The sequence below is a fragment of the Pseudomonas sp. Irchel s3a18 genome, assembly GCF_900187535.1.
Classification (GTDB): domain Bacteria; phylum Pseudomonadota; class Gammaproteobacteria; order Pseudomonadales; family Pseudomonadaceae; genus Aquipseudomonas.
The window spans coordinates 484752-507987 of record NZ_FYDV01000001.1 but is presented as its reverse complement, the minus strand read 5'-3'; the positions used below and the strand labels follow the sequence as shown (position 1 = coordinate 507987).

The 23236-nt window shown below is 60.1% G+C and carries 21 protein-coding genes; 6 read left to right on the top strand and 15 right to left on the bottom strand.

Translation table 11 applies throughout. The annotated features are described in order from the left end of the window. Nucleotides 1-77: 77 nt before the first annotated feature. A complete protein-coding gene (hydA, locus tag CKW29_RS02075) occupies nucleotides 78-1517 on the bottom strand; it encodes a dihydropyrimidinase (protein ID WP_095147827.1) in 1440 nt (479 codons plus the stop codon). 620 nt (nucleotides 1518-2137) lie between these two features. Between hydA and CKW29_RS02070 the strand changes: the two genes are divergently transcribed. From CKW29_RS02070 to nudC, 4 genes are all read left to right on the top strand, one after another. Next, on the top strand, nucleotides 2138-3625 hold the full coding sequence (locus CKW29_RS02070) for an NCS1 family nucleobase:cation symporter-1 (RefSeq protein ID WP_095147826.1): 1488 nt from the start codon (nucleotides 2138-2140) through the stop codon (nucleotides 3623-3625). A gap of 30 nt (nucleotides 3626-3655) precedes the next feature. Next, on the top strand, nucleotides 3656-4939 hold the full coding sequence (locus tag CKW29_RS02065) for a Zn-dependent hydrolase (RefSeq protein WP_095147825.1): 1284 nt from the start codon (nucleotides 3656-3658) through the stop codon (nucleotides 4937-4939). A gap of 160 nt (nucleotides 4940-5099) precedes the next feature. Continuing rightward, nucleotides 5100-5957: a crotonase/enoyl-CoA hydratase family protein gene (locus tag CKW29_RS02060; protein ID WP_095147824.1), complete on the top strand. Its 858-nt coding sequence runs from the start codon at nucleotides 5100-5102 to the stop codon at nucleotides 5955-5957. Nucleotides 5958-5963: 6 nt separating this feature from the next. Continuing rightward, on the top strand, nucleotides 5964-6794 hold the full coding sequence (gene nudC, locus CKW29_RS02055) for an NAD(+) diphosphatase (protein ID WP_095147823.1): 831 nt from the start codon (nucleotides 5964-5966) through the stop codon (nucleotides 6792-6794). Here nudC and CKW29_RS02050 read toward each other — a convergent pair. The 9 genes from CKW29_RS02050 to CKW29_RS02010 form a co-directional block, all read right to left on the bottom strand. Beyond that, nucleotides 6762-7541, bottom strand: a complete 780-nt coding sequence (locus CKW29_RS02050; protein WP_095144412.1) for a TSUP family transporter — start codon at nucleotides 7539-7541, stop codon at nucleotides 6762-6764. The two genes, nudC and CKW29_RS02050, sit on opposite strands and share 33 nt — an antisense overlap. Nucleotides 7542-7627: 86 nt before the next feature. Continuing rightward, nucleotides 7628-8587 carry a helix-turn-helix transcriptional regulator gene (locus CKW29_RS02045; protein ID WP_095144411.1) on the bottom strand — a complete coding sequence of 320 codons (960 nt, stop codon included), beginning with the start codon at nucleotides 8585-8587 and terminating at the stop codon, nucleotides 7628-7630. Between the two features lie 67 nt (nucleotides 8588-8654). Further along, a complete protein-coding gene (locus CKW29_RS02040; protein WP_095144410.1) occupies nucleotides 8655-9161 on the bottom strand; it encodes an outer membrane beta-barrel protein in 507 nt (168 codons plus the stop codon). Between the two features lie 132 nt (nucleotides 9162-9293). Next, nucleotides 9294-10931 (bottom strand): EAL domain-containing protein, encoded by a 1638-nt coding sequence (locus CKW29_RS02035; RefSeq protein WP_256577032.1) that lies wholly within the window; start codon nucleotides 10929-10931, stop codon nucleotides 9294-9296. Between the two features lie 262 nt (nucleotides 10932-11193). Beyond that, nucleotides 11194-11676 carry a hypothetical protein gene (locus CKW29_RS02030; RefSeq protein WP_095144408.1) on the bottom strand — a complete coding sequence of 161 codons (483 nt, stop codon included), beginning with the start codon at nucleotides 11674-11676 and terminating at the stop codon, nucleotides 11194-11196. Further along, nucleotides 11673-12512 (bottom strand): transcriptional regulator, encoded by an 840-nt coding sequence (locus CKW29_RS02025; RefSeq protein ID WP_095144407.1) that lies wholly within the window; start codon nucleotides 12510-12512, stop codon nucleotides 11673-11675. The genes CKW29_RS02030 and CKW29_RS02025 overlap by 4 nt, the downstream gene beginning before the upstream one ends. A gap of 322 nt (nucleotides 12513-12834) precedes the next feature. Beyond that, nucleotides 12835-13449 (bottom strand): DUF3313 domain-containing protein, encoded by a 615-nt coding sequence (locus CKW29_RS02020; protein WP_159950225.1) that lies wholly within the window; start codon nucleotides 13447-13449, stop codon nucleotides 12835-12837. Nucleotides 13450-13824: 375 nt separating this feature from the next. Beyond that, complete coding sequence (locus CKW29_RS02015) at nucleotides 13825-14304, bottom strand: DUF1348 family protein (RefSeq protein WP_095144405.1); 480 nt, start codon at nucleotides 14302-14304, stop codon at nucleotides 13825-13827. A gap of 48 nt (nucleotides 14305-14352) precedes the next feature. Beyond that, entirely contained in the window at nucleotides 14353-14916 is a 564-nt protein-coding gene (locus CKW29_RS02010; RefSeq protein WP_095144404.1) for a TetR/AcrR family transcriptional regulator, read from the bottom strand. 238 nt (nucleotides 14917-15154) lie between these two features. Between CKW29_RS02010 and pssA the strand changes: the two genes are divergently transcribed. Next, a complete protein-coding gene (pssA, locus tag CKW29_RS02005) occupies nucleotides 15155-16498 on the top strand; it encodes a CDP-diacylglycerol--serine O-phosphatidyltransferase (protein ID WP_095144403.1) in 1344 nt (447 codons plus the stop codon). 3 nt (nucleotides 16499-16501) lie between these two features. On the opposite strand, the gene CKW29_RS02000 is transcribed toward pssA, so the two are convergent. From CKW29_RS02000 to CKW29_RS01975, 5 genes are all read right to left on the bottom strand, one after another. Beyond that, on the bottom strand, nucleotides 16502-17704 hold the full coding sequence (locus tag CKW29_RS02000; RefSeq protein WP_095147822.1) for an MFS transporter: 1203 nt from the start codon (nucleotides 17702-17704) through the stop codon (nucleotides 16502-16504). A gap of 348 nt (nucleotides 17705-18052) precedes the next feature. Next, entirely contained in the window at nucleotides 18053-19642 is a 1590-nt protein-coding gene (locus tag CKW29_RS01995; RefSeq protein ID WP_095144401.1) for an ABC-F family ATPase, read from the bottom strand. A gap of 648 nt (nucleotides 19643-20290) precedes the next feature. Continuing rightward, nucleotides 20291-20656, bottom strand: a complete 366-nt coding sequence (locus CKW29_RS01985) for a YcgJ family protein (protein ID WP_095147821.1) — start codon at nucleotides 20654-20656, stop codon at nucleotides 20291-20293. Between the two features lie 250 nt (nucleotides 20657-20906). After that, complete coding sequence (locus CKW29_RS01980; RefSeq protein WP_095147820.1) at nucleotides 20907-21341, bottom strand: GFA family protein; 435 nt, start codon at nucleotides 21339-21341, stop codon at nucleotides 20907-20909. Nucleotides 21342-21413: 72 nt separating this feature from the next. After that, entirely contained in the window at nucleotides 21414-22355 is a 942-nt protein-coding gene (locus CKW29_RS01975) for a carbon-nitrogen hydrolase family protein (RefSeq protein WP_095144397.1), read from the bottom strand. A 104-nt stretch (nucleotides 22356-22459) separates the two neighbouring features. Between CKW29_RS01975 and CKW29_RS01970 the strand changes: the two genes are divergently transcribed. Continuing rightward, entirely contained in the window at nucleotides 22460-23143 is a 684-nt protein-coding gene (locus CKW29_RS01970; protein ID WP_095144396.1) for a helix-turn-helix domain-containing protein, read from the top strand. The last annotated feature ends 93 nt before the right edge of the window (nucleotides 23144-23236 follow it).

Sequence of the window (23236 nt, the reverse complement as noted above, 5' to 3'; positions counted from 1 at the left end):
CGCTCCCACGGGAGGAATACCTTACGAGTGTGGGAACGGGCCGGGCGGTGCTTCGCTTACCTGCGAAGGCCTGGATTTCAGCGTTTCACGGCCGTCGGCTTGTGCAGTTCGGCGCGCTTGCTCAACAGGTCGAACACCGCCGGGTAGGCCGGGCGATCGATGTAGCGCCCGGCCCCGCGCACCGCTCGCAGGTCGCCGTCGGCCCAGACCAGGCGACCCTGGCTGATGGTGTGGCTGGGTACGCCGCGCACGGTCTTGCCTTCGAAGATGTTGAAATCGACGTTCTGGTGGTGGGTCTTGGCGGAAATGGTGCGGCTGCCTTGCGGGTCCCAGAGCACCAGGTCGGCATCGGCACCGACGCGGATCGCGCCTTTGCGCGGGTAGAGGTTGAAGATCTTCGCGGTGTTGGTGGAGGTCAGTGCCACGAAGTCCTGCATTGACAGGCGCCCGCTGTTGACCCCTTCGTGCCACAGCACGGCCATGCGGTCTTCGATGCCGGCGGTGCCGTTGGGGATCTTGCTGAAATCGTCACGGCCGGCGGCTTTCTGATCGGCGCAGAAGCAGCAGTGGTCGGTGGCGGTGGTGTGCAGGTTGCCCGCTTGCAACCCATGCCACAGCGCCTCCTGATGCCCGCGCGGGCGGAAGGGCGGGCTCATCACGTAACCGGCGGCGGTTTGCCAGTCGGGGTGGCGGTAGACGCTGTCGTCCAGCAGCAGGTGCCCGGCCAGTACTTCGCCGTAGACCGGCTGGCCCTTGCTGCGGGCGTAGGTGATTTCGTCCAGCGCTTCCTTGGTGGAGACGTGGACCAGGTACAGCGGCGTGCCCAGGGTCTCGGCGATGCGAATTGCCCGGCTGGCGGCCTCGCCCTCGACTTGCGAGGGGCGCGACAGCGGGTGGGCTTCAGGGCCGGTGATGCCCTGGGCCATCAGCTTGCGCTGCAGGTGGTAGACCAGTTCGCCGTTCTCCGCGTGCACGGTGGGCACCGCGCCCAGTTCCAGGCAGCGTTCGAAACTGGCCACCAGGGTGTCGTCGGCCGCCATGATCGCGTTCTTGTAGGCCATGAAGTGCTTGAAGCTGTTGACCCCGTGCAGGCGTACCAGCTCGGCCATTTCCTCGCGTACCTGTTCGCTCCACCAGGTGATGGCCACATGAAAGCCGTAGTCGGAGGCGGATTTTTCCGCCCAGCCGCGCCACTGATGAAAGGCCTCGAGCAACGACTGCTGCGGGTTGGGAATCACGAAGTCGATGATCGAGGTGGTGCCGCCGGCCAGTCCCGCCGCCGTACCGCTGAAGAAGTCTTCGCTGGCCACGGTGCCCATGAAGGGCAGTTGCATGTGGGTGTGCGGGTCGATGCCGCCCGGCATCAAGTACTGGCCAATGCCATCGAGTACTTCGCAGCCTGCGGGTGCATCCAGATTATTGCCAATGGCCTTGATCACGCCGTCGGCGCACAAGACATCAGAGCGGTAACTATCATCATGGGTAATGACGGTGGCGCCACGGATCAACAGAGACATTCCGGTTTCCTCGCAGGCATGACCGGCTGATGCCGGTTCTAAGTGTTGTTATATGTAGCAGGCTAAGGAAGTTGCATTCCTGTCAGCACTGTCAGGAATAAACGCTAGCTGCAGTTTATGGATTGGGCAAGAATATTTTTTATAAGCTTATAACTGTATTAACTAATTGTTTTTAAAGATTAAAAAGTTAAAAGCAGCAATGTGGTGCAGTCGCTCACCATTTTGACGCACTTGACAGGAACGAAATATGGTCAAGATTTCCTATGTGAAATCAGCTATTTGAGGTGCGCCTGTGGCTGACAGGAAAATTCACATCAACTGTAGCGCACCCGATTGAACCCTGACGGCTCGGATAACGTGCCTGGCATTTGGCCTGAGTGCCCAGGCAAGTGTTTGTGAGTGGATCGGTTGTTGAAGTAAAACTGATTAACTTCAGTGCTTTACATGGATTTTATTGACGCGCCCAGCGCATCGGCAACGTGTCCGGCATGGTTATTGATTGGGGCCGCTGACACCTTGGCCGGTCGATAAAAATTGTCAGTTCTCCGGCCATCGTCCGGCCCGCGGTCCTGCAGCGGGTCACCGATGAGCACAATAATCAAAACAACAGTGGAGCGGCCATGCAGCAGAACACATCGCAAGTCATCGAGCGCGACGGGTTGTACGAACTGGACGCCGCCAGCGACGTCCTCGACAGCCCCAGGTACAACCACGACATCGCGCCGACCAAGGTGCACGAACGCACCTGGAACAAATGGCACATCACCGCCCTGTGGGTCGGGATGGCGATCTGCGTGCCGACCTACACCCTGGGCGGGGTACTCACCGCCTACTTTGGCCTGAGCGTTGGCGAGGCGTTGCTGGCGATTCTGCTGGCCAACGTCATCGTCCTGATTCCGCTGACCCTCAATGCCTTCGCCGGCACCAAGTACGGCATCCCGTTTCCGGTGCTGCTGCGTTCGTCGTTCGGGGTGATCGGCTCCAACGTCCCCTGCCTGATTCGCGCCCTGGTGGCCTGCGGCTGGTTTGGCATCCAGACGATGTTCGGCGGGCTGGCCATTCACCTGTTCCTCGGTTCGATCTTCGAGGGCTGGAAGTCCCTGGGGGGCACCGGTGAAGTCATCGGCTTCATGCTGTTCTGGGCGCTGAACCTGTGGGTGGTGTTGCGCGGCGCCGAGTCGATCAAATGGCTGGAAACCCTCTCGGCGCCGCTGTTGGTGCTGGTGGGGCTGGGCCTGTTGGTCTGGGCCATGCCGAACGTGTCGCTCAGCGAGTTGCTCGCCCAGCCGCCGAAACGTCCGGAAGGCGCCAGCCTGTGGGGCTACTTTTTTGCCGGGTTGACCGCCATGGTCGGCTTCTGGGCCACCCTGTCGCTGAACATCCCGGACTTCAGTCGCTACGCCAGGAGCCAGAAGGACCAGATCGTCGGGCAGATCATCGGGTTGCCGTTGACCATGTTCCTGTTCGCCTCCCTGGGCGTGGTCATGACCGCCGCCTCGGAACAACTGGTGGGGGTCACGGTGTCCGACCCCGTGACCCTGATCGGGCATATCCAGAGTCCGGTCTGGGTTGCCTTGGCCATGGCCCTGATCATCATCGCCACCTTGTCCACCAACACCGCCGCCAACATTGTCTCGCCCACCAACGACTTCCAGAACCTGGCCCCCAAACTGATCAACCGCACCAGCGCCGTGATGCTCACCGGGTTTGTCGGGCTGGCCTTGATGGGGCACGAGTTGTTGAAGAAGCTCGGCTGGATCGTCTCCGACATTAGCCTGGAGTCGGTCTATTCCAACTGGCTGCTCGGCTATTCGAGCCTGCTCGGGCCCATCGCCGGGATCATGGTGGTGGACTACTTCCTGATCAAGAAACAGCAACTGGACCTGGCCGGCCTGTACCGCGATGACGTGTACCCGGCGTGGAACTGGTTTGGCTTCATCGCCTTCGGCGTACCGGTGGCGCTGACCGTGCTGTCGCTGGGCAGCGATGCCTTCAGCTGGTTCTACAGCTACGGATGGTTTACCGGGTCGGCGTTGGGCGGCCTGATTTATTACGGGCTGTGTTCGATGGGCGGGGCGCAGGCCGTGACCGTGAAGACGCCTGTGTGAGCGAGCAGAAGAACACCAGAGGAGATGATCATGAACGCTGCCGTTGACGTTCTGCAGTCCAGCCATCAGCACATTAATCGCGACCGCTTGTGGCAGTCGCTCATGGAACTGGCCCGGCTCGGTGCCACGGTCAAGGGCGGCGTTTGTCGCCTGGCACTGACCGACCTCGACCGCCAGGCCCGGGATTTGTTCGTCACCTGGTGCGAGGAGGCGGGCTGCACCGTCAGCATCGATGGGGTCGGCAATATCTTCGCCCGGCGTGCCGGGCGTAACCCGGCGTTGCCTCCGGTGATGACCGGCAGCCACATCGACACCCAACCCACAGGCGGCAAGTTCGACGGCTGTTTCGGGGTGCTGGCCGGCGTTGAGGTACTGCGTACCCTCAACGACCTGGGCGTGGAGACCGAGGCTCCGCTGGAAGTGGTGGTCTGGACCAACGAAGAGGGATCGCGTTTCGCCCCGTGTATGATGGGTTCGGGGGTGTTTGCCGAGAAGTTCACCCTGGAAGAGACCCTGGCCAAGACCGATGCCGACGGCGTGACGGTGGGCCAGGCATTGAATGCCATTGGCTATGCCGGCCCGCGTAAGGTCAGCGGCCACCCGGTGGGGGCCTACTTTGAGGCGCATATCGAACAAGGGCCGATCCTGGAGGATGAGCGCAAGACCATTGGCGTGGTAATGGGGGCGCTGGGGCAGAAGTGGTTCGACCTGAAACTGCGCGGAGTCGAGGCCCATGCCGGGCCGACCCCGATGCATTTGCGCAAGGACGCACTGGTGGGCGCAGCCGCGGTGGTGGCGGCGGTGAACCGCGCGGCCCTCGGCCATCAGCCTCATGCCTGCGGCACCGTGGGGTGCCTGCAGGCCTATCCGGGCTCGCGCAACGTGATCCCCGGCGAGGTGCGCATGACCCTGGACTTCCGGCATCTGGAGCCGGCACGGCTGGACTCGATGATTGCCGAAGTTCGCCAGGTGATCGACAGCACCTGCGACGAGCACGGCCTGAGCTTCGAACTGACCCCGACCGCCGACTTCCCGCCGCTGTACTTCGACAAGGACTGCGTCGAGGCCGTGCGCAGCGCCGCGCAAGGGCTGGGGCTGTCGCACATGGACATCGTCAGCGGCGCGGGGCATGACGCGATCTTCCTCGCCGAACTGGGGCCGGCCGGGATGATCTTCGTGCCGTGCGAAGGCGGCATCAGCCACAACGAAATCGAAAACGCCGCGCCGGATGACCTGGCCGCCGGCTGTGCGGTGTTGTTGCGGGCGATGCTGGCGGCCTCGAAGACAGTTGCCAGCAGCACGCCGGCACCCTGAACCGTAGGCGTGATCGTTCCCGCGTGGGAGCGATCATCCAGGCGCGTTCCCCCGGGTTGTGTATAAGCGTCCTGCTTTTGGCCGATGCACTGCCTGGGGTGATGTGCGTGGGCTTGTTATAGTTCCAGCCTCATTTCCAGCGCCAGCAAGGACCACCACCATGTCGGAATTCCAGGACCTCAGCGTCGATCTGAAGGACAACATTCTCCCTGAGTACAAGGCCTTTCGTGTCGAACTGAACGACAACATCGCCCATGTGCAGATCAACCGTCCGGAGAAGATCAATGCGATGAACGCGGCGTTCTGGACCGAGATCATCGAGATCTTCCAGTGGATCGATGACACCGATGCCGTGCGGGCGGTGGTGATCAGCGGTGCCGGCAAGCACTTCTCTTCGGGTATCGACCTGATGATGCTGGCCTCGGTCGCCAACGAAATGGGCAAGGACGTGGGACGCAATGCGCGTTTGCTGCGGCGCAAGATTCTCGCCCTGCAAGCGTCGTTCAACGCCGTGGATAACTGCCGTAAACCGGTGCTGGCCGCTATCCAGGGTTATTGCCTGGGCGGCGCCATCGATCTGATCTCTGCCTGCGACATGCGCTATGCCGCCGAGGACGCGCAATTCTCGATCAAGGAAATCGATATCGGCATGGCCGCCGACGTCGGGACCTTGCAACGCTTGCCGCGGATCATCGGTGACGGCATGCTGCGTGAACTGGCTTACACGGGGCGCACCTTTGGCGCCGACGAGGCCCGCACGATCGGCCTGGTCAACCGTGTCTACCCGGACACCGCCAGCCTCTTGGACGGGGTCATGGGCATCGCCCGTGAAATCGCGGCCAAGTCGCCGATTGCCATCGCCGGCACCAAGGAGATGATCAGCTACATGCGCGATCACGGCATCAACGACGGCCTGGAATACATCGCTACCTGGAACGCCGCCATGTTGCAGTCCAATGATCTGCGCGTGGCCATGGCCGCCCACATGAGCAAACGGAAACCCGAATTTCTGGACTGAGCACACATGACTTTACGCTGGACCACCGCGGTACTCGACACTGACGTAGCAGGCGGCTGGGCCGTGGCCCGCAGCCCCGAAGGTTTTCTGTTCGATGACAATGGCGCGCTGTTCCCGCGTGAATGGCTCAAGCGCCAGGACCTGTCGATTCTCGCCGAGCACGGCATCGGCTACCTGGACGGCGAGCCGGTGTACCTGCTGGAACTCAAGGCGTCGAGCGAGGTGTCGGGTTGCGACTGGAAGGGGCTGCGGGCCTTCATGCTCGATGGCGACCACACGCTGTACAAGGTGTTGGGGTATGCCGCGCAAATCGGCACCTGGGCCCGTGAGCACCGTTTCTGTGGCAACTGTGGCCAACCCATGGTCCAGGTGTCGCGCGAGCGGGCGATGTACTGCGAACCCTGTGACCTGCGTAGCTACCCGCGGATTTCACCGAGCATGATCGTGTTGATCACCCGCGGTGACGAGATCCTGCTGGCCCGTTCGCCACGCTTTGTCGCCGGGGTCTACAGCACCCTGGCGGGCTTCGCCGAGCCGGGGGAGTCCGCCGAGGATTGCCTGGTCCGGGAAGTGCGCGAAGAAGTGCAGATCGAGGTGCGCAACATCCAGTACCTGGGCAGCCAGTGCTGGCCGTTCCCGCACTCGATGATGCTAGGGTTTCATGCCGAGTATGCCGGTGGCGAGATCGTCCCGCAGGCGGATGAAATCGAAGACGCCCAGTGGTTCAACATTCATGCGCTGCCGCCGTTGCCGGCGTCGCGCTCGATTGCCCGGTACCTGATCGACGTCTATGTCGCGCGGCGCTTAGGCCACGCTGAACCAGTGCTGCCAGGCTAGGCGTACGGTCAACCCCAGCACCACCGCGATGAACACCGGGCGAATGAACTTCGCCCCTCCGCTGATGGCGGTGCGTGCGCCGAAGAACGCACCGACCATGACCGACAGGCCCATGCACAGGCCGATGATCCAGTCCACTTGCCCGGAAAAGATGAACACCGACAGCGCCGCGATGTTGCTGACGAAGTTCATGCTGCGCGCCACACCGCTGGCCTTGACCAGGTCGATCGGATAGAGCAGCAGGCTGCTGACGGTCCAGAACGCGCCCGTACCGGGCCCGGCCACGCCATCATAGAAACCCAGGCTGAAGCCCTGGCTCGACTGCCACTTCTTTTTGATCGGTGCGTCACTGTCCAGTGGCGCTTTTGGCGTGCCGCCGAACAACAGGTACAGGCCACAGGCAAACACGATCACCGGCAGCATCTTGTTCAGCCACTCCGCCGGCAGGTAATGCGCGACGATGGCGCCGGTCAACGCACCCACCAGGGTGCCGACAATCGCGTGGGTCCATTGCCGCGGGTGGAACAGCTTGCGTCGGTAGAAGGTGAAGCTGGCGGTGGCCGAGCCGAAGGTGGAGCTCAGTTTGTTGGTGCCCAGCACAAGGTGCGGCGGCAGGCCGGCGGTGAGCAGTGCTGGAGTGGTCAGCAGGCCGCCGCCGCCGGCAATGGCATCAATGAAACCGGCAATGAACGCGACGATGGCCAGAATGGCCAGAGTGGTGAGGTCTACGCTGAGTTCGAAAGGCATGGGGTCGACTTATTCGGTGGGGCAGAGGGGTAACGGCAGGGCGCCATCTTACCCATAACCGCCGCCTCCGGCGACCGCACTAACGTCTAGGGCGTGAGGGGGTGACGCCGGTAGGTGTGCGAAGGCGCTTCACCGTAAGCGTGCTGGTAGTCCTTGGAAAAACGCCCCAGATGGAAAAAATTCCAGTGCATCGCCGTCTCGGTCACCGACGGCCAGGTGTGCCTGATCAGGTCCTGTCGAGCGTTTGAGAGCCGAATGTTTCGCAGGTAGGCCATGGGGGTGGTGCCGAAGGACTCGATAAAGCCCTGGTGCAAGCTGCGACCCGTGGTGTTGAGCCGTTCGGCCAGGTCAAGCAGGGTGATCGGCTTATGCGCATGCTCATGAATGTACTCAATGGCACGTGCCGCCACTTTCCGGCGTGTGGGGACGTCCCGAACCCTGAGTTGATCAGGTGTCAGCGCTTGCAGGAGCGCACCGAGCACGGTCGATTCCCATTGGCTGTTCCAGCCTGGGTGGCGGGAGGCGAGGGTGGTGGGCGATAGCGCTGCCAGCGAGTCGCCGATCAGCTTGAATGCTGACCGTATGGGCTGATGGCTTTCAGCTTGATAGCGGTGTTCCTTGCGAGCCTTGAGCAGGTCAATGGCGCCATGGCGTTCCCGACACGCCTCATAGTGTTCGAGCGTCGTGGTCACGGTAAACAGGGCTTCATTCGGTTCGCAGCGGTAGTGCACCGACTCGCCGCCGTGCAGTACGACAATCTCGTTGGGTTGCAGTCGCTGGTTGTTCCAGGTCGGCCGGCCAGCGGTCAGACGGGAAATGGCGAAGGTGACGAATCCGTCGGGAATGGCGCCGACGGCCGTGACGCAGGCATTGAAATCGAAACGACTGTGCCGCAGTTGGGGGCCACGAATGTGCCTGAAACGCTGGATGAGGGCTGCCTGCTCGACAGAAGACAAGTCGATGTCCCAATGATCCTTGCGTCCGCTCAACTCGTCCAGGGGGGCGGACTCCAGTTCAAGAAACCGGGGAGGCGCAAAGCTGTTCATGGGGTTGGGGGCTCATCGGGTCATTCGATGCAAGGAGCGGCCGGGTTGGCCGCTCGATACAGGTGCCTTAGAACAGCACGTAGGCGGAAGCAGTGGTCTGGTTCAAGTCCAGGTCGCCCACTTCCAGGACTTCGTATTCGGCGCGGATGCCGATGTTACGAAACACGTCCATCTCGACGCCGGCACCGTAGGTCAGGTCAACACCGGTGTCATCGTCTTCGACGTTGCCGTCGGAATCCCATGCGTGAGCACCGACACTGCCGAACAGGCGGATGCGGTCGCCGATCGGAAAGCCGAGATGGGCCGCCGCTTGCATCGATTTACCCTCGAACTTGCGGTTGTTATCCTCGAGTTCACCCAGGTCGACGTAGGCCCCTTCGATCGCCAGGTTGCCGTTGAAGCGATAACCGGCGAACACCTTGTAGCTGTTGTCATCACCATCCAGATCGCTCTCGTCGGTTTCAATGCTGGTAACACCAGCGCCTAGGTACAGTCCTTTGTCATCGCCAGCGGCCAGTGCCTGAAAGGACAGCAGGGAGAGCAACGAGGCGATTGCTAGGTTTCTGAATTGCATGTGCGGTGGATTCCTTGTGCGGGGATTTCCGGTTAGTCAAAAAGTTGTGCCGTGGCACATTGTTTCGGTGCCTGATCATTGGCAGGGGCTGCGATTGATCAAAGTCATTAATCTGTATTTCCAGTGCAAGACTCACCCGCACAGGGTTTGCTCTTCGCTTGAAATCGAGAAGTACAGTTTGGCCAGCGCTTCAGGTGTTACGTCCCTGGAGTACAGCCAGCCCTGGGCAAACTGAACGCCGCCGGATGTCAGGTGCTGCACTTGCTGCGGGGTTTCCACACCTTCGGCAACGACCTGGAACTTCAGGTCCCGGGCGATGTTGGCGATGTGTTGCCAGAGAGCATCCACCGCTGCGACTTTCTCGCCTTCAATGAATGAGCGATCGATCTTCAGGATGTCGATGGGCAGTGAATGGATCAGGGAGAGGTTGGAATAGCCCGTACCGAAGTCATCGATGGCTATCCGATGCCCGCACGCTCGCAGGCGCTGCAGTTGTGCGGCGGCGATGGTCTGTTCGAACAGGGTGCTTTCGGTGACTTCAAAGACAATGTTGGACGCCGGGATATCGTGCAGGGCCAGAACCTCGGCGACAAAGTCTGGAAAGGTTTCGTCGAGGATGTCACGGGCGGAAACGTTGATGGTGATGTAGAAGTTCTTGCAGGCCCAAAGGTAGGTGCTGTAATCCTCGGCAATGCGCTGAATGACATAGCGCGTGAGTTCGCAAATCAGATCGGACTTCTCGGCGGCGCCAATGAACACTTCCGGCGAAATGCTCACGTCGTCGAGTTTCCAGCGTGACAGCGCTTCTGCGCCGACCAGGCAACCGGTTCGCATATCAACGATAGGCTGGTAGTTGACCTGCAGTTCACCGTCTCGCAAGGCACGCCGCAGTTTTACCGCGGTAGAGCTGTAGTGCTGATGCGTGCGTCGGGCGATATACAGCGCGGCACCGAGCAGTGCGGCGCCGACGAGGATCAGCGCGATAAATACATTCATCTTCAAGCTACTCAAGTGGCTGGCGGGAAGTGAGATGACCGGTACCAGTGCATTGCGGCTGTTGGCATATGCCATAAAGACCCGGTCGGCCGAGACCGTGAGTTGTCCAATACCCGGCGATTGCTCAAGGGTCAGGGACCGCCGATGGGAGGAAACAACGGATTCCTTGTCGTTTGCGTCTATCAGGTCCAGCTGGACGCCTGACGGGATGCCCAGGCTTTTCAGGAGAATCGCTTTGTTGAGCCAGACGTAAGTCGATGAGTCCGAGACGATAATAAAGTCAGTATCCACGGACCTGTTGTGATCGGTGTGGAACCAATAGGTGTAGCCATCGGTGGCTGGATAGCCTCGCTCATTACCTTGCAAGGGGGAGAGAAGTTTTCGACCGTAAGATGAGCAAACTTTCCTGTTCTGAAGTTTGACAGCGGCCTGATAGATATATCGGTTCTCTTCGACCTTCTCGGCAAGCATTGAATACAGCTCGCTGGAGCAGTCCGGGGTCGAGCGCTCGAAAGATTTCAGGCTGCTGAATACATCAACCAACTGTATGTGCGGTTCGATGAGCGCAGTGTTCACCTTTTCATGCACGTTATTGAGTTGTTGCGCGATACGCCGCTCCGCAATCGTTCCGGCACAAAGCCAGGCGAGCCATCCCATTGCAATCGATCCGGATAACACCAGCGTTGATCTTCGAAGTGAGCTTTTCAAGCGGCCCTCGGCAAATGGTTTGTTTTGCTTGAAGTAAGTGACGGCGCACGGCGTATCAGGGATCAATAACGAATCCCAGTGCGATTCCGCTGATATAGGCAAGGGCGCACAGCAGTATCTTTTGCTTGAGCGGCAGTGTGTTTAACTGAAGAAGGAGGCGCATGCTTATTCACCTGCTGACAGAGATAAGTCAGGGTGAGGCGGGGGAGGGGCGAAGGGAAATTATTAATCGTTATTTTGCTGGGCGTCGCGTGGCGATGGCGCACCGGGCAAGGCCATTTCCAGGCGACTATTCACCTTCAAAATGGCTTTGCCACGTGTGGGGAGATCAGTTGTTCATGCAGCGCAAGCGGCCGAATTCGTGGAGGTAGAAGCAGACGGTGTTGTCGTCGGAGGTCGGCAGAAAGCTGTAATTGAGAGTAGAACCTTCCTGACCAATGTACTGGCGCCTGAAAAACAGGTCGGGCATTTTGTCGATCGCAAAGAGTTCGCTGTCCTGGCTCAGTTTAGTGCTGGCTATTTTGATTTCCAGGTTGCTCTGGTTCGAACGGATGATGTCGGCGGACACCGTTGCATTGCGCAGTTTTCCATTCAGGCTTTCGATGGCGGACAGTGTGAGCCGGTCTTCGCCTATGGTGAGATACTCTTCAGTATTCAGTTGGTTCTGATCTTCAAGCCATTGATGGCTATTGGTGTGGTAGCCAACATTCTTCTTGAAAGAGATGGGCGAAGAAATGAGCGCGTAAATACAGGCGGCATTGATCAGTCCCAGCACTACCCATTGAGTGGCCGGTTTTTTCAGCAGGCTCATAGAGCAGTCTCCAGGCACTGTTGGATCATGACAAGAAGTTCTTTTTGTTGGCTATTGAATTGATAGTTGTGGGTGCTTTGATCTGCCCGGATGCAGGCGAGTGTGTAATTCGACTTGGACTGGCTGATCCAGATCTGCCCCTTCAAACTGGCCGGTGACTTCTCGAGTTGTTTGGCCACGGTGTCACTGAGTGCCCGGGCTTCGTCGAGGCTGTTGCCGACCGTGTTCAAGGTGATGTTGTGGAGTTGCGTATTGACGACTTTGACTTCGGGCCTGTTGAATGGAAAACCCAGGTGCATCAGGGTCGCCACGCACAGGGCAACGGTCGCGGCATAACCGATAAAGAGTTTATTGATAATAAACCCCGGTCTTTGTTGCGTGGGTGTTGCGGGGGTAACAGGAGTGTCATCGATTGAAGGCGCAACGGTCGAGTCCGCTTCGATTACATCCGCAGGGACGAGTTGTTCACTCTCCGGTGACGTCGCCAGCTCGGTCTGTGGGTCGATGACATGATTTTGATTGAACCGATAACCACGCCGGGGGATGGTCATCACAATCTCGTGATCGCGACTGTCGTTAAGGCTGTTTCTCAGGGAAAAGATCGCCTGGTTCAAACTGCCCGACGCGACGACCCGGTCATTCCAGGTGTATTCGACAATTTCATCGCGGGTTTTGGTAACGCCGGGTTCTGCCAGTAGCAACGCTAAAAGACGTGACTCTGCTCTGCCCAGTGTGGTGTCTTGAACCTCTCCGAGCGGCGTCGTGATGGATAGCAGTGAGTTCTCTGGGTCGAAAATGGCAATCGAGCCATTTTTCAACTTAAAAGAGTAGCTCATGGTTAATTCTCCATTCGGATATGTTCAGTCTTTGTGCCAGGATCGTTTTGCTCAGGCGGGGGGCGCAGCAGATAGACGTGGGAAGGTAACTTCTAATTTTATCAGGCAAGCGGCGCTGACGATAGCGCCAAATCCTTGTAGGGGCTGACGGGCAAGATCGTCAGGAAGGTTTTCCAGGTGTCGCCAGGTCGATGCAACTCGATGGCTGATCTACCTGGTGGTCAGATTGACGGGTGTCTTGAATGCCGGGGGCGAGGGTGTAGGGGGCGCTTTTTTCCAGGGCGCGAAGCGGGCCTGGTACCCGCTGTCGCGCCTGTGCCGCTCACGGCTGTGCGAAGGCCTTGTCGGCCCGTTCACGCAACTGCCTGGCCCAGGCATCGAGGGCGGGGTAGCTGTCTTCTACCTTGGTCGTGGCAGACGGGGAGAGTTCGTTGCCCGTGGTGGCGCTGACGGATTGCGCCAGCAGTTCGCCCGATGTTGCGTCGCGCATTTCACTTTCGAAATAGACGCGCAGGCTTTCGTCTCGAGTACCGGTCAGTTGCATGACGCCACCCACCACCATGCCAATGGGGAGGTACTCGGGGGTGGACGGGTCGCGTGGTGTCCGTTCGCTGCCGGTGATGGCCGTGCGCAGCAGGAGCGTATCGGGCTCGGGCCGGGTGGTGACTTCATAGCCCGAGGTGAGGAACTGGTAGAGAATCGCCTGCTTCAGGTAGTTGAGCATCGCAGTCGTGTCGGCTGGACTTTTCATGGTCTGGTCAAGGTCTTTGCCAGTGACGTAAAGGCGCGGTGGCTCCAGGTAAATCCGCTTCTGGTAGGACTGCTTGATCTCAAGCGATGGCTTGATCCAGTACTCGCTCTTGGGCCATTGCGGATCCTTGGTCAGGCGGCTGTAATCATTCAGAAAGCCGGAGTGCCGTGTTTCAGGAGCTGGCATGGTGGTACAACCGGCCACGCCGACAAGAAGTACCACTGGAAGCAGGCGGGAGAAGCGCATCACTGAATGACCCATGGATTTTGACTGAGGGGGCAATAGGGTGAGGGGCCTTGGCGGGCAGCGCTATCCGAAAACTGCGAGCCCAAGGGCGTAACCCAATCCAGCGCCGGGCGGACCGGTATAGGTCTCCGGCGCAGGCCTGCACCCCGGGCGGCCTGGAGGCCTGTGTGGTTAGTTCTGTTAGTCAACTTCGACGCCAGCGGCCCATATACTGCGTTGCTGTTCCTCGCCATAGCGGGCTATGGCTTGTCACAGCGCCTTGGCTCTGGGCTGCTGGCATCCGAATTTGAGCTAACGAACTAACCGTACAGGCCACTAGAGGCCCAGCTCGGTCAATCCAGGATGGTCATCCGGGCGCCGGCCCAAGGGCCAGTGGAACTGGCGCGCGCTTTCCAGGATGGGCATGTCGTTGATGCAGGCGTGACGGTTGGACATCAGTCCCTGTTCGTCGAACTCCCAGTTTTCATTGCCGTATGAGCGATACCAGTTGCCGGAGTCGTCGTGCCATTCATAGGCGTAACGCACTGCGATGCGGTTGTCGGTGAAGGCCCAGAGTTCCTTGATCAATCGATAATCCAGTTCCCTCGCCCATTTGCGGGTGAGGAAGCCCTTGGCCTCTTCGCGGTTGTTGGCGAACTCGGCGCGGTTACGCCACTTTGTGTCCAGGGTATAGGCCAGTGAAACCCGCTGTGGGTCACGAGAGTTCCAGCCGTCTTCGGCCAGGCGGATCTTTTCAATGGCCGATTGGCGAGTGAATGGCGGCAGGGGTGGGCGAACTTCGGCATCAGATGACATTTAAAGTCTCCAGGGGAAGTGAACGGTAAGTTGCTCTTGTTTTAAGCGTCACAGGTCCAGTAACTTTCGCGCCATGCATTGCGCATTATCGGCGGCACTGTGATCACCCATGACAAGTGCAACGGTAATGGCTCCATCGATCAGAATCAGCAGTTGGCGGGCCATGGCCTGCGGATCCTGTACGCCATGTTCGGTGCACAGCTCGCCCAGGTAGGCGAGCAGTTTCTGTTTGTGTGCCTTCGCCACGAGACGTACCGGGTCCTGCGGGTCACCGGTTTCACCGCTGGTATTGATGAAGGCGCAGCCGCGAAAACCGTCACTGGCAAACCAGTCCTTCAGCACGCTGAACAGGTTGAGCAAGCGCAGTCCCGGGGTTGGGGCCTGGTTCACTTGCCGGGTAAACCCATGCATCCAGCGCTCGTCACGACGTAGCAGGGCGGCGACGACGAGCTCGTCCTTGTTGGCGAAGTAGCGGTAGATACTTTTTCTGGAAACGCCGGCGGTTTTCACCAGAAGATCCATTCCCGTGGCGGCGATGCCACTTTTGTAGATCAACTTTTCGGTGACATCCAGAATGATGTCGCGTGTGTCGTTGCTAGTTATCTCGTTCATGTCGCCAAAAGTAGAATGATCGTTCTCCTTGGTCAAGAAGAATTGTAAAAGTGTCGGTGATAGCGCCGGAGGGAGGCTCCCGCCAGACTGCAAGACGGGGCCTGAGAGGGTGAGTACAGTGAATCGAACATCACATTTTCCGTACTTTCGGCGTCTATGCGGGCCACGGGAGCAAGCCCGTTCGTCGCACATGGTGTAAGCTCACGGGTTCTTCGGATTAGACCCATTTGCGAGCCCTATGCCGTCGCTTTTCAAACGCTCCCTGCTGCCCAGACTGCGCAGTTTTCCGCTGACCGCCGATGCCGTCACCATTCTCGGCGGCGCGGCCGAGTTCCGTCGATGCCTGCTGGAGAAGATCGCCCAGGCGACCCAGCGTATCTACATCGTTGCGCTCTATCTGCAACACGATGAAGCCGGCCAGGAAATCCTTGATGCCTTGCACGCGGCCAAAGCTGCCCGCCCGGAATTGGACGTGGTGGTGGTGGTCGACTGGTTGCGGGCACAACGGGGTTTGATCGGTGCCGGCAAGCAGCCAGGGAACTCGGCCTGGTATCAGCAGCAAACCCGCGAGCACAGCAGTGAAGTGCCGGTGTATGGCGTGCCGGTGCAGACCCGCGAGCTGTTCGGTGTGTTGCACCTCAAGGGCTTTGTGATCGATGACTGCGTGATCTACAGCGGCGCCAGCCTGAACAACGTCTACCTGCACAAGTTCGACAAGTACCGTTTCGACCGTTATCACCTGTTGCGCAACCGGGCACTGGCCGACTCCATGCAGCACCTGGTGCAACATGGCCTGATCGCCTCCAGTGCTGTGCACCGGCTGGATGTGCCCGACTTGCCGACCACGCGCAGCCTGCGCAACGATATTGGCGACTTGCGCAGTCGCCTCAAGCACGCGGCCTACGACACAGCCTTGGGGGTATTGAACAAGGGCGAGCTGTCCGTCAGCCCATTGCTCGGGGTCGGCAAGAACAACCCGCTGAGCCGGGTGATCTGCGAGTTGATTGCCAGTGCCCGGTATCAATTGACGATCTGCACGCCGTATTTCAACCTGCCCTTGCCGGTGACCCGGGAAATCAACCGGGCGCTGGCGCGTGGGGTGAAGGTCGACATCATCGTTGGCGACAAGACTGCCAACGACTTCTACATCCCGCCGAGCGAACCATTCAAGGTGATCGCGGCATTGCCGTACCTCTACGAGATCAGCCTGCGGCGTTTCGCCAAGCGTCATCAGCGCGAGATCGACAGCGGTGCGCTGAACCTGCATCTGTGGCGCGACGGTGACAACACCTACCACCTCAAGGGCATGTGGGTCGACGAGCGCTACACCCTGTTGACCGGTAACAACCTGAATCCGCGCGCGTTCCGACTGGACCTGGAAAACGCGTTGCTGATCGATGATCCCAAGGGTGAGTTGAGAGAGCCCCGGCGCGGCGAGCTGGCAGAGATTTTCCGCCACACTCGCCGTATCGAAAACTATCAGCACCTGGAGACGCTGCCGGAGTATCCCCCGGCGGTGAGCAAGTTTCTGCGGCGAGTCAGCCGGGTACGCATCGAACGCCTGCTTTACCGCATCCTTTAAGGTTCAGCGGGGTTTGCTGGCGGGCCACACGGCGACCAACAGCAACAACCCCGCGGCGACCAGATAGGGCAGGCGTGGCTCCAGGGCATAGATCAAGGTGCCCGCCAGGGGCCCGATCACCACGCCAAACCCTTGGGCGGCACCGATGCTGCCGGCCGTAGCGCCTTGTTCCGAGGCGTCCACCGCATTGGCGGCCAGGGCGGCGAACGACGGGAAAACCCAGCCCATGCCGCCGGCGGAAACGAAGAAGCACAGCCATAACCCCCAGGCCGTGTCGGCGAACATGCTGCCGGCAAATCCAGTACCGGCAATCACCGACCCCACGCGGATCAAGCGCAGGGGTGACCAGTCCAGCCGACGTACGATCAACTGCGAGCAAATCAACGCCAGGCCGACCATGGTCAGGGCGATGCCGGCGGTTTGTGCGGCATCGGCCGGCCCCATGCCCAGCTTGTCGATGGCGTAGAAACCCACGGTGATCTGGGCAATCGACACGCAGAGCATCGCGACAAACGCCACCGCCATGGGCCGGCGCAGGCGTGGATCATTCAGGTGAACGGTGCGGGGTGCTTGCTTGAGATGCAGTTCCTGGCCCTTGAGTTTGTAGCGCAGGACCAGAAAGGCCAGCAGTGGCAGCAGCGCCATGGCGTAGAACGGCAAGCTCAGGCTGTAGCGTGACAGCAGCGCGGCAATGGCCGGCCCCATCACCAGCCCGCAGGCGTTGGCCGCCCCCAGCGCGGCCATGGAGCGGCCACGGTACTGGGGTTCGACGTTGTCGGCGATTAGTGCATTGCCGCCCACCGGAATGGCCGCGTAGAACACGCCGATGATGCCGCGCCCCAGCATCAAGCCAATGAACCCCAGCAGTGCCGAGGGCAGCAGGCGCAGCGCAACATCGATGAACAGGCACAGCGCCCAGTAGGCGAGGGTGAACCCGGCGGTGCCGAGCAACAGAATATGGCGACGGCCCAGGCGATCGCTGAGCTGGCCCCATGGCCGGGCCAGGACCATCCACAGCACCCCGGACACAGTCACCGCCGCGCCGGCTTGCCAGGTGGCCAGCCCGAGTATCCGCGAGATGGGGCCGATCATCGAAACGAACGCCATCATCGCCATGGTGCAGGCCATGTTGGCGAACATCAGCGGGCGCAGGTCGAAGGCGGCGGGCGTCAGTACAGCATTGGCACTGGCGGTCGGGGTAGACATGTGAACTCTTCCATGATCAGTGTGCGATCTGAAACCTTATAGGCATATCGGTTTCACGCACAGTTTTATTAGTGACGCTGATGGTAGCCACGAGGCCGCCAATGCAAAAGCCCCGTCACTGAGATGTAATGTTGTTCAGTTAAGGAGATGAGACCGCATCTTGTAGGAGCGAGCTTGCTTGCGATGAACTCAAGGACTACGCGGTTACTCGGAGAGTACGCGTAATCGTTAACGTCCATCGCGAGCAAGCTCGCTCCTACAAAGGTCGGCGTTCGCTTAACTGAACAGCATCACGTCACAGGGACGGGGCTTTGCTTGCGGCTTGAAGCGTGCTGCTAAAGGCTGCCTTTAGAACACCACGCCCTGGCTGCGCAGGTAGTCGTCGTAGGTGCCGCTGAAGTCGGTCACGCCGCTTGGGCTCAGCTCGATGATTCGAGTGGCCAGGGACGATACGAACTCACGGTCGTGGCTGACGAAGATCAGCGTGCCCGGGTAGTTTTCCAGCGCCAGGTTCAAGGCTTCGATGGATTCCATGTCCAGGTGGTTGGTCGGTTCGTCCATCACCAGCACGTTTGGTTTTTGCAGGATCAGCTTGCCGAACAACATGCGACCTTGCTCACCACCGGAGATCACCTTGACCGACTTCAGGATCTCGTCGTTGGAGAACAGCATGCGGCCCAGGGTGCCACGCACCAGTTGCTCGCCACCGGTGGTCCAGCGACCCATCCAGTCGAACAGGTTGGATTCGTCTTCGAAGTCCGAAGCGTGGTCCTGTGCGTAGTAGCCGATTTCCGCGGCTTCGGTCCATTTCACGCTACCGGCATCCGGGCTCAGCTCGTTGACCAGGGTGCGCAGCAGGGTGGTCTTGCCGATACCGTTCGGGCCGATGATCGCCACGCGCTCGCCGGCTTCAACGGTGAAGCTGAAGTCCTTGAACAGGGTCTTGCCGTCAAAGCCCTTGGCCATATGCTCGACGATGACTGCCTGGCGGTGCAGCTTTTTGGTCTGCTCGAAACGGATGAACGGGCTGACACGGCTCGAAGGCTTGACCTCGGCCAGCTGGATCTTGTCGATCTGCTTGGCACGGGACGTGGCCTGCTTGGCTTTCGAGGCGTTGGCCGAGAAGCGGCTGACGAACGATTGCAGCTCCGAGATCTGTGCTTTCTTCTTGGCGTTGTCCGACAACAATTGCTCGCGGGACTGGGTCGCCACGGTCATGTATTCGTCGTAGTTGCCCGGGAACAGGCGCAGTTCGCCGTAGTCCAGGTCGGCCATGTGGGTGCAGACGCTGTTCAGGAAGTGACGGTCGTGAGAGATGATGATCATCAGGCTCGAACGCTGGGTCAGCACGTTTTCCAGCCAACGGATGGTGTTGATATCCAGGTGGTTGGTCGGTTCGTCGAGCAGCAGCACTTCCGGATCGGAGAACAACGCCTGAGCCAGCAGGACACGAAGTTTCCAGCCCGGCGACACTTCGCTCATCGGCCCGAAGTGTTGCTCGATGCCGATACCCAGGCCCAGCAGCAGTTCACCGGCGCGGGATTCGGCGGTGTAGCCGTCCATTTCGGCGAATTCGGTTTCCAGCTCCGCAACCGCCATGCCGTCTTCTTCGGTCATTTCCGGCAGCGAGTAGATGCGGTCGCGCTCGGCCTTGACCTTCCACAGCTCTTCGTGACCCATGATGACGGTGTCGATCACGCTGAATTCTTCGTAGGCGAACTGATCCTGGCGCAGCTTACCCAGACGCACGTTCGGCTCGAGCATGACCTGGCCGCCGGACGGGTCGAGGTCATCGCCGAGGATTTTCATGAAGGTCGACTTGCCGCAACCGTTGGCCCCGATCAGGCCATAGCGGTTACCTGCACCAAATTTGACCGAAACGTTCTCGAACAACGGCTTGGCGCCGAACTGCATCGTGATGTTAGCTGTGGAGATCAATTACTTTACCTATCAATGGGTTGCGGGCTGCACGTTTTTGCCTGATACCGACTCGATACCACTCTGGAGCTTTTCCAGTTCCGCCCGGTCTGAGCTTGAGTTCAGCCAACGCGCATACGTCGACAGCAACATCTGGACGCTACGGCCAGGTTGCTGAGCGATGAAGGCGGGGTTCATGTTGGACATTGAGCATATTGTCGCATAAGTACGACCGCAGTTGTACGGCGACCGACAAGGGATACCGGGCGCCTTGAGGGCCGGTCGTCACTGCTTGCGCCGATCTGGCGTCTGCTTGATGTACTCGCTGTTCCTGGATGGCGGAAAGATGAAAGGGGTTTCAAGGATCTTTCCTGTCCCTTTATTCCGACGTTCTGCGTACGTTTGGGCGACCTCCTGGGCGCTGTTCTGCTCGTTCGTTGAGCAGAATAACGCGTTCACTCTCCGTTTCCTTACGCTCCACCGCTTCCCCCAAGGCAATCCCGCGGCAGACGTGGACAGTCCTTGTTGCATACGAGCGCAAATGATAACGGCCGCGCAGGGCCGTTTGTAGCCGTTCTTTTTGGTGCCATGTTCGAGGATCTTGGCCAACTGGGCTAACACGTCATCCACGACTTCAGCGGGCACGCTTCCTGGCTTTTTCCACTTCGGTTATTCGCCGAACAGCAGTTGGGTATATTTCCTGGAGATGGCCCCACTGCGCTCTCCGTTCGCGCCATAGTAGCGATCTTCACGGCACAGCCGCTCCTTCACGTCGCAGAAAATCCCGTTGGCAAACGTGAACTCGGTCAGATCGACGTCGGGCATTGCGAACAGCGTGTTCGCAGCGGCCTTCTTGCCGAGATACTTTTCTGTCAGTTCGTGGGAAATCCCTTTGTCGTCGGCACATACATAGCGGTCGCAGAGCACGCCTGGCGCTGGCGACTGGTTGGCGGCTGGTTGTTTGGCATGAGCGGCCGGCATCACGCCCGCGGCCAACAACAGGGATAGGGAAATCGAGAGATACGGTTTGTTCATACGCTAGCTAAGCCTCCTGATCGGGTGCATAGGGTCCACAATGTGACCAGGATCGTCTACCTCCGATTCGAGTTTTACAGCCAACGCTAATGCGAGTGTCCCTTCTGGTCAGCAACTGTATGCGTCCGGCAAAGTCATCCAGCCGGCTCCGCCAAGCCCGGACAGGGCGTCCACCTGAATCACGCGGACACCGTCGTCCTTGGCGTTGGGATCAGGGCGGTGTGTTGGCCGCACGCTTACCTTGCTAGCGCTATTCGTCCACGCTGATGCCCGATCCCCCTAATTCACTGGGGACATCCTTGAGCTTGGGTAATCCATCTTTAATGCGCAGCACAGTCTCTTGATAATGGACGTGAACGCCTGGCGAGTACGCGAGGTCCGGGATGACTGCGGCATACACGTCGATGAGCCTCATCCCCGGGTGATCGGTGAAGAGGTGCCCGCCGCACGTCTTGCACCACTTGCGGTAACTCTGCGGCGTCTTGTTGTAGGTGCCAATGTTGTCAGCACCCCGAGTCACCTGCACCGCCTCGGGTTTCCATAGCGTGAAGGCATTGACCGGCCCTGCTGACCAATGCCGACACGACTCGCAATGGCAGTAGCCCATCGCGGCCGGCTCGCCGCTGACTGTGAACTCGACTGCGCCGCAGAAACAGCTGCCCTTGTAAGACTGTTCAATACTCATGGAATGACTCCTTGACCCATTGTCAGGCCATACCACTGGACGTGGCATGGAGCGTCTGAACGTTGCCCACCTTCACTCGTCAATGTAGCGCACCGCTGTCGCCGGCGTGCGCCGCACCTGCAGTTCAAAAATGTCAGGGCGCGCGTAGTGCCCGGTAACGTCGAGCGTCCGCCGCGCTGGCGCCACGAGTGTGACGTCGATGTCCGCATACAGGATGCCGGCCTCTCGGTGTAACGGGCCGGCTTTGATCCGGCCTTGGGGATCGACCACCACCGAGTCGCCGTCGTTGATCCATTCGTCCGGATCGGGAAACAGCTGCGTACGCGCCGGGAAGTCGTCGGGGATGTCGCTGCCGCGCAGCAACGTGCCGCTGCCGAGCACCCAACAGCGGCCCTCGAGTGCAATGTGGCGCATTGTGCTGATCCAGCCATCGCCACTGTCGTACGTGGGGGCGACGTAGATCTCCACCCCTTGGGCATACAGTGCATAGCGTGCCAGCGGCATGTAGTTTTCCCAGCAGATGAGCGTGCCAACGCGGCCGGCCGGTGTGTCGACCGTGCGCAACCCGCTTGCATCACCGAAGCCATGTACCATGCGCTCGGGATTGGTTGGCATCAGCTTGCGATGTCGGTTGAGCACGTCGCCGTTCGCTCCGATAACGACTACGCTGTTGTAGAGCGTGCCGCCGCCATGGCGCCGGTCGCATTCATTGATGCCGCACACGATCGTCACGGCGTGAACCCTGGCGGCCTCGCACAATTGGCTCAGGTCACCGCTCGCGATATCGACGGCGTTGGCCAGCAGCCGCGCATGCAACTGGCCCATTAAAGCCCCGTCCGTTCCCGCCGCCAGCCGCCAGATCCATGACGGGTAACCTGGAATGAACTGTTCGGGCAAAACGATCAGCGAGGCTCCCGCAGCCGCAGCCTCGGCGACCGATTGCACGGCCCGGGCGATTGTCGCGCTGCGATCGAGCAGCACTGGCGGGCGCTGAATGATGGCGATCATCGTCATGGCGTTCTCCTGTGGCGGTAGGCTTTCGAAGGTCTCAGCGTGCGCGTGACGAGGTCGCGAGGCTAGTTCAGAATCTGAAGCGTTGCAGTGGCGGAGTCCTGGCGATGGAAGAGAGCTACGGTCAGTTCTGCACGGTCGCACGCGGTGCTGAAGCACTGTGCGAGCGCTGGACACCTTTGGTCGTGCGCGAGTTGCTGTGCGGCAGTAAGCGCTTCAATGAACTGCACCGAGGCGTACCACGGATGTCCACCAGCCTGCTGGCACAGCGGTTGCGCCATCTGGAAGGTATCGGTGTCGTGCATCGCACGGCCGCAGGCAAAGTCTGGGAGTACAGCCTGACCGAGGCGGGCGAGGATTTGCGCCCCATCATCATGGCGCTCGGCCATTGGGGCGCGCGCTGGATTGGCAGTCGTCTTCGCGACGACGAACTCGACGCGGGCCTGCTCATGTGGGATGTGCGCCGATTTGCGCACATTGAGGCGTTCCCGTCCCGACCGGTGGTCATCCACTTCAGGTTCCGCGACGCGCGGCCCGGCGAGCAAGCGTGGTGGCTCGTGGTCGAACAGGGGGTGGCAGACCTGTGCCGCGACGACCCCGGACGCGACCTGACGCTTGTCGTGGACTCTAGCGTGCGGGCGTTGACCGAGGTGTGGACTGGCGACCGCACACCGCAGGAGGTGCTTCAGTCGCGAGAGCTGCGCGTAGACGGCGCCGCGCAGGATGCGAAAAACCTGTGGCGCTGGCTTGGCACGAGCGCGTTCGCCGGTACCCGCAGCGCCGTACTCTAGCCCTGGCGGCGGCCATCGCTAAACCATCTCCCACAGTCGACAAACACGGCCATCAGCCCCCCGGATTCTACCGCGGCACGTTTGGCCGCAGCC